The following is an 8,553-nucleotide window of genomic DNA, read 5'->3' as shown; positions in this document are numbered from 1 at the left end:
ATGCTTCCGAAGCGAGCTTTCCTACGGAAAACTTTCAGGCGGTCGCTCTGCTCCTACAGTTCCAAACTTCTCCTCCATTACTTGCACCTTCACATCTTTTGTTTATTTTTAGGTAAATTGAGTAGCCGTCCTTATATTAGGACGGCTACTTGTTGTATAGCCGTTTCTACTTGGACAGGCCATATGTTAAGATGTAAGAAGTAAGCATGAAAAAGGCGAGGTGCACTATGGACAAGTTGATACTTATAGATGGAAACAATATTATTTACCGCGCATTCTTCGCGATGCCTCCGCTAACGAATACAGCAGGGCAACAGACGAATGCGGTGTACGGTTTTACCACTATGCTGCTCCGTTTAATTGAAGAACACAAGCCGACACATATGATTGTTGCCTTCGATGCAGGGAAAGTCACATTCCGGCATGAAGGCTATGAGGATTATAAAGGCGGTCGGCAAAAGACACCTCCCGAGCTCTCCGAGCAGTTTCCACTATTGAAAGATTTGCTCAGAAATCTAGGTGTACCGCAGTTTGAAATCGGCAATTATGAGGCCGATGATATTATTGGAACCATTTCTCGCCAAGCAGATGAAGCAGGCCGGCAGGTTATGATCGTGTCGGGAGACAAGGATATGCTTCAATTGGCTTCCGAACACACGACCGTTGCGTTGATCCGCAAAGGAGTTACAGAGGTCGAGCTTTATGGACCAGAACAAATTCGTGAGAAATATGACCTGACACCAGAGCAGATCATAGATCTTAAGGGACTGATGGGTGATGCGAGTGATAACATTCCAGGCGTTCCGGGTGTTGGTGAGAAAACAGCGCTCAAGCTGTTGCATCAATTCGGATCCGTTGAAGGTGTATTAGCAGGAACCGGTGAGCTTAAAGGTAAAATGAAAGAAAAGCTCGAAGCACATGCGGAAGACGCTGTCATGAGTAAGAAGCTGGCAACCATCTATCGTGAAGTGCCTCTTGAGCATTCGTGGGAAGATATGATCTTTAACGGGATTTCTGCGGATACAGCAGGACCCGCACTCGCAAAATTAGAATTCAAATCACTTCTGGAAAGGTTATCACTAAGTGCCTATGCTCCAGTAGCTGATGGAGAAGAGGGTGCAACGGAAGTAGAAGCTGCAACACTCGATATTTCGATCGTGAGTGAAGATGAACTTGAGGCGCTAAGTGAAGCGCTGCCTAGTATTTCAGCGCTGCATGTGGAATCCAATGGGGATAATCCGCATCGTGCCGAGGTGATCGGGGTAGGGCTATCTACTTTGGAGCGACATTATTATGTGCCGTTTGAATTACTACAGAAACCAGCGGCCGCGAAGCTACGCGACTGGTTAGGAGATGAGAAGGCTCCGAAGAGCGGATATGATCTTCACCGTGCTGATTTGGCACTGCATTGGCAGGGGATTGCTTTTGCAGGTGCAGCGCATGATGTGCAGCTGGCGGCTTATTTGCTGGATCCGACGGAAGCTAATCAGAACCTGAACGATCTCGCTACGAAATACGGCTTGCCAAGGTTGTCACCTGATGAAGATGTATTTGGTAAAGGGGCCAAATATAAGATTCCTGAGCTTGAGATCTTAGGAAATCACGTCGCACGTAAGAGTGCTGCGGTACTTGGTATCGCCCAGAAACAACAGCAGGAATTGATTGAAACGGCAATGACCGGACTGTTCGAGGATCTCGAAATGCCATTATCACGTATTCTTGCGGATATGGAGAAACAGGGGATTGCAGTCAACGAAGGGGATCTTAAAGAGTTAGGAAAAGAATTCGAAGCTCAGATTTCCAAGCTGGTCACTGAAATATATGAATTAAGTGGCACGGAGTTCAATTTGAATTCACCAAAGCAACTGGGTGAGATTTTATTCGTTAAGCTAGGTTTGCCTGTTGTTAAGAAGACGAAGACAGGCTATTCCACCGATGCTGAGGTGCTTGAGAAACTAGCGCCTTATCATGACGTGGTACGTTTGATTTTGCAATATCGCACGATTGCGAAGCTCCAGTCTACATACGTAGAAGGACTTCTTAAAGAAATATCTCCGAAAACAGGAAAGGTGCATACCTTCTATCGGCAGACGATTGCGGCTACCGGACGTCTCAGCAGTCAATATCCGAACCTGCAGAACATTCCTATCCGCCTAGAGGAAGGGCGCAAAATCCGTAAAGTGTTTGTTCCATCCGAACCGGGTTGGTCCATTCTGGCGGCGGATTATTCTCAGATTGAACTTCGGGTGCTAGCGCATATCTCCGGTGATGAGCGGATGAAGGAAGCTTTTCTCCATGATATGGATATTCACACGAAAACAGCGATGGATGTATTTGGAGTTACTAACGATCAGGTTGATAGCAATATGCGTCGTGCTGCTAAAGCCGTTAACTTTGGTATCGTGTACGGCATCAGTGATTATGGTCTGTCGCAGAACTTGAATATTCCTCGTAAAGAAGCCGCTCAATTCATTGAGCAGTATTTTGAGGTATACCAAGGTGTGCGTCGATATATGGATGATATCGTAGTTGATGCAAGGAAACATGGATATGTAACCACGCTGCTGGAACGTCGTCGGTACTTGCCTGAGATTAATGCAAAGAACTTTAATCTACGTTCGTTTGCGGAACGTACGGCAATGAATACACCTATACAAGGAACTGCAGCTGATATTATTAAGCTGGCGATGGTGCATATGGATAAGGCGCTTTTCGAGCGTGGGCTAAAGAGCCGTATGCTGCTTCAGGTGCACGATGAGCTTGTATTCGAGGTGCCAGAGGATGAAATGGAGCTCATGAAGACGCTTTTGCCGGAAGTCATGGGTGGAGCATTGCAGTTATCTGTGCCGCTTAAAGCAGAGGTAAGTTTTGGCAGCAACTGGTACGAAGCGAAATAGGCTCCCTTTAAGGTGTGCATATCAGCTATAATGTAGTTGAGGTGAAGACATCATGCCGGAATTACCGGAAGTAGAGACAGTCAAGAGAACACTGAATGATTTAGTTAATGGAAAGCAGATAGAGAGTGTAACCGTCCGGCTGGCCCGGATTATTCAGCGGCCGGATGATATTCAGGCTTTTGCCAACCTGCTCACAGGTCATAGCATTGTTAATGTTGAACGAAGAGGAAAATTTTTGCGTATCGTGTTAGACGGTCTGGTGCTGGTATCTCATTTACGGATGGAGGGCCGTTACGGACTTTTTTCGAACGAAGATCCACTGGACAAGCATACGCATGTGATATTCCATTTTACCGATGGTACTGAGCTGCGTTACACGGATGTTCGTCAGTTTGGTACGATGCATCTTTTTCAGATTGGTGAAGACCTGCAGTTGCCTCCTCTTAATAAGCTAGGACAGGAGCCGCTGGAGCCATCCTTTACGCCGGAGAAGTTTAAGCAGATTGTATCAGGCAAAAGCACAAAAATTAAATCGCTGCTGCTGAATCAGGAATATATCGTGGGCATAGGTAATATTTATGTAGATGAGTCGTTGCATCGTGCAGGGATACATCCTGAAGTCAGCGCTAAAGATCTTTTGGATGAGCAACTTGATCAGCTACATCACGCTATTGTCAGTACGCTGACGGAAGCGGTAAACGCTGGTGGTTCATCTGTAAAATCATATGTGAATGGTCAAGGTGAGAGTGGCACTTATCAGCAGCAGCTGTTGATTTACGGTCGTAAAGATCAGCCGTGTAACCACTGTGGAACGATGATTGAGAAAACCGTTGTAGGTGGCCGCGGCACGCATTATTGTCCAAGCTGTCAGCGTAAGTCAGAAAACTGAAGAAGTAATTAGGTTGGCACCCACTACTTGTCCCGCCCATATACTGTGTGAAGAATGCTTAATAGAGAACGGAAGCTGAATGAAATGTAATCTTCAGTGTTCCGGTTCTTCACAGGAGGGATTGCGGGTGCTCAGCCCATTTTTTTCACTAATATTACTAGCTTTTGCTTTGAGTCTGGATGGTTTTGGCGTTGGTATTACATATGGACTGCGTAAAATGAAAATACCATTGCTCTCCATTCTGATTATCTCGCTTTGTTCGGGGGTAGTTATCTGTGTATCTATGCAAGTGGGTGTTCTGCTTGCCAAGGTAGTGTCTCCACATGCAGCTTCTGAGGTTGGCGCTGTTATACTTGTGCTAATGGGGTGCTGGTCGCTCGTCCAGATGCTAATGCAGAAGGAGAAGGAACAGACAGGTGAGCATAAAGTAGATAGTGAAGAAAATGTACTATCCACAGAAGCTCGGGCAGAGGTAGCTGTTGTTACTGAAGATGTTGTAGAACAGGTTGCCATGGCTCCTGAACAGGCAAAGTCGGCTGTCTTTTCCCTTGAGCTACGACGGTTGGGGATTGTTGTACAGATCCTACGTACTCCGTCTTCTGCAGATATGGATGATTCCGGAAGTATTTCTTCGATGGAAGCTATGCTGCTCGGGATTGCCCTCTCTCTAGATGCTTTTGGAGCTGGACTTGGCGCAGCATTGCTGGGGTTCAATCCGATATGGACATCACTTACAATTGCTCTGTTTAGTGGTACATTTCTATTGCTGGGAATGAAGACTGGATTAAGATTCGCCGGGAACTACTGGATGAAGCATGCTGCTGCACTACCCGCGTTATTATTAATTACAATGGGAATACTGAAGCTATTATGAGGTGAGTACATGATTATTGGCTTAACCGGAGGCATTGCATCCGGAAAAAGCACGGTGTCTGCACTGCTTGTGAGCAAGGGAGCGAGGCTGGTTGACGCGGATGTGATCGCCAGAGAAGTTATGCTCCCCGGTCATGAGGTGCTGGCTGCGGCTGTGAAACAATTCGGAAGCGAGATCCTCTCTCCGGATGGCACCCTGAATAGGGGCAAGCTGGGGGACATTGTATTTCAAGACCCAGCGGCCCTGCAAGCCCTGAACAATCTGACGCATCCCGCAATCCGGCGGGAAATTAAAGAACGTATGAACAGCCTGGAAGTAGAAGATCCAAAGAAGTTAACAATTGTGGATATCCCTCTTCTTTTCGAATCAGGACTCGAGAACATGTTCCATGAAATACTAGTGGTATACGTACCTCGTGAAGTGCAAATCGCTCGATTAATGGAACGTAACGGACTTTCTTTAGAACAAGCAGAAGCACGCTTAAATGCACAGATGGATATTGAAGCAAAGCGTAACAAAGCGGACTATATCATTGACAACAGTGGCGAACTTGCGCACACTGAGCAACAGGTTTCTGTTCTTTGGGACAGGCTGGGCTTATCATGAAATGGTTACGTAAAAAAAGAGTCCTTCTTCTATTATTCATTGGTTTTACTGCGATATTGTTTCTGAGTACGAACTGGATGTCCTGGTTTTATCCGATCCATTATAAAGATGAGATCCGTAAGCACAGCATTACGTACGATATAGACCCATTTCTAGTGGCTTCGATTATCCGAGTGGAAACGAACTTCAAAACTGGACGAGAATCCAAAAAGGGTGCTATAGGTTTAATGCAGCTTATGCCGGATACTGCCAAATGGGCCCTTGAAAAGGCCAAGCTTCCTGATGTTTCTATGGAGGAGCTTAAGCATGAACCATCGGCAAATATTGAACTAGGTACCTGGTACCTTTCAACATTATCCCGTCAATTCGAAGGTAAACGTACGGCAGTTATCGCTGCCTATAATGCTGGACCGGGTAAAGTTCAAAAATGGCTGGATGAAGGGATATGGGATGGAACGGATGCTACGATTAAGGATATTCCGTTTGGTGAAACCCGCCATTATGTTCAGCGCGTCAACTATTACTATGATCAGTACACGGATATTTACAATGAATTCTAAAACCGTGTTATGTATAAAAAGAAGCATTAAACGACCTGCGGGTCGTTTAATACTTCTTCAGTAAGCTTATGTGGACAGGTTATTTGAATTGACCTGCCAATTGTTGTTCTGCCAGGGTTACAAGACGTTTAGTGATGTAACCACCGATCGAACCATTTTCATAAGAAGTTTTATTGCCATTGTAACCATCTGGGGAAAGCGTGATTCCGAGTTCTTGGGCAACTTCATATTTAAGTTGTTCCAAAGCACCGCGGGAATTTGGAGCTACAAGGTTATTGGAGCTGTTGTTTTGGCTCATTGCTGTTCACCTCCTCTGTTGGTAACTGTATTATGTGCCGTACTTGCCATAATCATTACAATAAAAAAACGGTGATTTCTGGAAAAAATGAAATAGCCCTTTAAAAGCCGGATGTTTAACATACCGGGACTAAAAACATTATGTAATAGGAAGTGATGAAGCTTATGAAATGCCCTTACTGCGATCACACAAATACTAAAGTGCTCGACTCGCGACCAGCGAATGAGAATAAGTCAATCCGCCGCAGGCGTGAATGTGAGCGTTGCAGCAAACGGTTTACAACCTTTGAAATGATCGAGGAAACACCGTTAATCGTGATCAAAAAAGACGGCAGCCGTGAGGAATTCAGCCGTGATAAAATTCTGCGTGGTTTAATCCGGGCTTGCGAGAAACGCCCCGTCTCTGTAGAACGTCTAGAGAAGATCGTCTCTGAGGTGGAGAAATCTCTACGCGGCATCGCCGTAGCTGAGGTAGAGAGCCAACAGATCGGTGAATTGGTTATGGAACAGCTCTATCCAGTAGATGAGGTCGCTTACGTTCGCTTTGCATCCGTATACCGCCAGTTCAAGGATATTAACATGTTTATGAAGGAACTGAAGGGTCTGCTATCTAAGAGCACCGGGGATCTGGACAGATTGTAGAGTTGTGGCTAGTCGAATGACTAAAAAAAGTGTTGACAGCGAAGGCGATTTTTTATATTATATAGGAGTCGCCTACGGCGCTTAGATTTGTCAGAATGACTTAAATACACCGAACTAAATTTTAGAATGTGTGATTTCATACATCTGAAAATTACGTTTGGGGCCATAGCTCAGCTGGGAGAGCGCATCGCTGGCAGCGCTATCGGCAAAATCCCGCAAATTACTCCGTTATTTGTACGGTGACTGTAACGTTGACTATGCGGTGACATACGCAGATATGCGCTCCAAGAAAACGATGATATGCGTTATACAATCGGCTCTTTTCCGTAATAATACGGGAGGGGTTTTTTAGTTTGAACGGAGATAAAAGTAAAGGTCGCGCGAGGAAAAGCGATAGGACATCCGATCGCCTGCGCTACTCACTCGACTACTTATTTGATTACTATTACCAGGCGAAGAAGTCGGAGGGGCGCGCAGTTAATACGCTCAAGACTTACGAGCAAAACTACGCGAGCTTTTGCGAATTCTTGGACATGCGTAAGATCGTTCGCGATATTCGTAATGTTACAGTAGAGACGGGGCGCGAGTATATTATATGGCTGCGCGATGAAAAGACGCGATTTAGCGATAATTGTAACGTGCCGGATTCCGTTAGGACGGTCGGATTATTGCCGAAAGCTATAAACACGCGCGTTAAGAATTTGAAAACTATGTTTAAGTTTCTCCACGAAGAGGACGTTATCGACTCCGATCCTTTTACGTATTTAAAGAACGTGCAAGATATCGGACGTGAAATTGACGTTCTTGCAGCGGATGAATTGCGCGCGCTATTGAATGCGCCGAATCAACGCAAGTATAGTGACTTTCGCGATTATGTTGTGCTTAACCTATTAATAGACGGAATGCTGCGCATAGACGAAGCGTTGAGTTTACGTAAAGAAGACGTTGATTTAACAGCATGTTACGCGTCATTACGTAGAGAGGTAACGAAGACACGCAAGCCGCGCATCGTTCCTATTACGAAGCGGACGGCGAAGTTGATCGCGGAGTTGATACGTGAGACTACGGAGTTTGATAGCGAGCATATCTTTCTTACGAACTATGGTGAGCGGATGCAGCCGAACCATTTCCGCCATCAATTGAAGAAATACGCCGATCGTGCGGGCATAGAGAAACGGGTATATCCGCATTTACTTCGGCACTCTGGCGCTACGCTATTCCTTGAGGAAGGCGGATCAGAGCGTCATCTGCAGGTTATACTTGGACATGCTGACGGACGAATGACGAATCACTATACGCATTTATCGGATAAGAATGTTAAAAAGAATCACGATGAATTTTCGCCAATTAACGCCGTTATCGGTAAGTCCGAACGGCCTCGTAAAATAATACGCTAGACATAACGTCGATCTCTTCGGAGGCCGGCGTTTTTTTTATTTTCCGTAGATGGTGCGGGAGCCTTAAGTCATTGCGGATATCTACGTATAAGGCACGCGGGAATTATTTTACGCAAAAGTGTGCGGCATTAAATCGGACGTCGGCTTTATTAGTGTAAGCGGAGGGAGGCGCACAAATGGCGCAGGGTAAACGGATATTTTTTGTACTATTTCACACAAACGTTAACCCAAGCGCGCTACACATCCGTATCCATCACGCTCAAATAGCGCTGCAAATCGCCACCTTACGTATCACCGTTAAATCACCGTGAAATTAGCGGTTGAGATATGCGGGAGTGATAAGTCTACCCTCGCGCTATAAAAACGCCTAAATCAACGGTGATTTAACGGA

At 45.6% G+C, this 8,553-nt stretch carries 8 protein-coding genes; 7 read left to right on the top strand and 1 reads right to left on the bottom strand.

The genetic code is table 11. From position 1 onward, the window contains the following. The first annotated feature begins 227 nt into the window (after nt 1-227). The 5 genes from polA (at nt 228) to CA598_RS30335 (ending at nt 5,826) form a co-directional block, all read left to right on the top strand. Complete coding sequence (gene polA, locus CA598_RS30355; RefSeq protein ID WP_094874025.1) at nt 228-2,897, top strand: DNA polymerase I; 2,670 nt, start codon at nt 228-230, stop codon at nt 2,895-2,897. A gap of 52 nt (nt 2,898-2,949) precedes the next feature. Beyond that, nucleotides 2,950-3,786 carry a DNA-formamidopyrimidine glycosylase gene (gene mutM, locus CA598_RS30350; RefSeq protein ID WP_094878904.1) on the top strand — a complete coding sequence of 279 codons (837 nt, stop codon included), beginning with the start codon at nt 2,950-2,952 and terminating at the stop codon, nt 3,784-3,786. A 127-nt stretch (nt 3,787-3,913) separates the two neighbouring features. Beyond that, nucleotides 3,914-4,660 (top strand): MntP/YtaF family protein, encoded by a 747-nt coding sequence (locus tag CA598_RS30345; protein ID WP_094874027.1) that lies wholly within the window; start codon nt 3,914-3,916, stop codon nt 4,658-4,660. 9 nt (nt 4,661-4,669) lie between these two features. Further along, nucleotides 4,670-5,266: a dephospho-CoA kinase gene (gene coaE, locus CA598_RS30340; RefSeq protein ID WP_094878903.1), complete on the top strand. Its 597-nt coding sequence runs from the start codon at nt 4,670-4,672 to the stop codon at nt 5,264-5,266. Further along, the gene (locus tag CA598_RS30335; RefSeq protein WP_094874029.1) at nt 5,263-5,826 is read left to right on the top strand and encodes a lytic transglycosylase domain-containing protein; all 564 of its coding nucleotides are present in this window, start codon (nt 5,263-5,265) and stop codon (nt 5,824-5,826) included. The genes coaE and CA598_RS30335 overlap by 4 nt, the downstream gene beginning before the upstream one ends. Nucleotides 5,827-5,905: 79 nt before the next feature. Here the strand turns inward: CA598_RS30335 and CA598_RS30330 are convergent, their stop codons facing one another. Continuing rightward, nucleotides 5,906-6,124, bottom strand: a complete 219-nt coding sequence (locus CA598_RS30330; RefSeq protein WP_060624526.1) for an alpha/beta-type small acid-soluble spore protein — start codon at nt 6,122-6,124, stop codon at nt 5,906-5,908. 164 nt (nt 6,125-6,288) lie between these two features. Between CA598_RS30330 and nrdR the strand changes: the two genes are divergently transcribed. Together nrdR and CA598_RS30320 are read left to right on the top strand one after the other, a co-directional pair. Then, complete coding sequence (gene nrdR, locus CA598_RS30325) at nt 6,289-6,765, top strand: transcriptional regulator NrdR (RefSeq protein ID WP_042126015.1); 477 nt, start codon at nt 6,289-6,291, stop codon at nt 6,763-6,765. Nucleotides 6,766-7,118: 353 nt separating this feature from the next. Then, on the top strand, nt 7,119-8,162 hold the full coding sequence (locus CA598_RS30320; protein ID WP_076179434.1) for a tyrosine-type recombinase/integrase: 1,044 nt from the start codon (nt 7,119-7,121) through the stop codon (nt 8,160-8,162). Nucleotides 8,163-8,553 lie beyond the last annotated feature (391 nt).

This window comes from Paenibacillus sp. VTT E-133291 (assembly GCF_002264395.1).
In the GTDB taxonomy this organism is placed as follows: Bacteria; Bacillota; Bacilli; order Paenibacillales; family Paenibacillaceae; genus Paenibacillus_AQ; species Paenibacillus_AQ nitricinens.
Note: the sequence above shows the minus strand (reverse complement) of the source record. Positions and strands in the feature narration are given on the sequence as shown.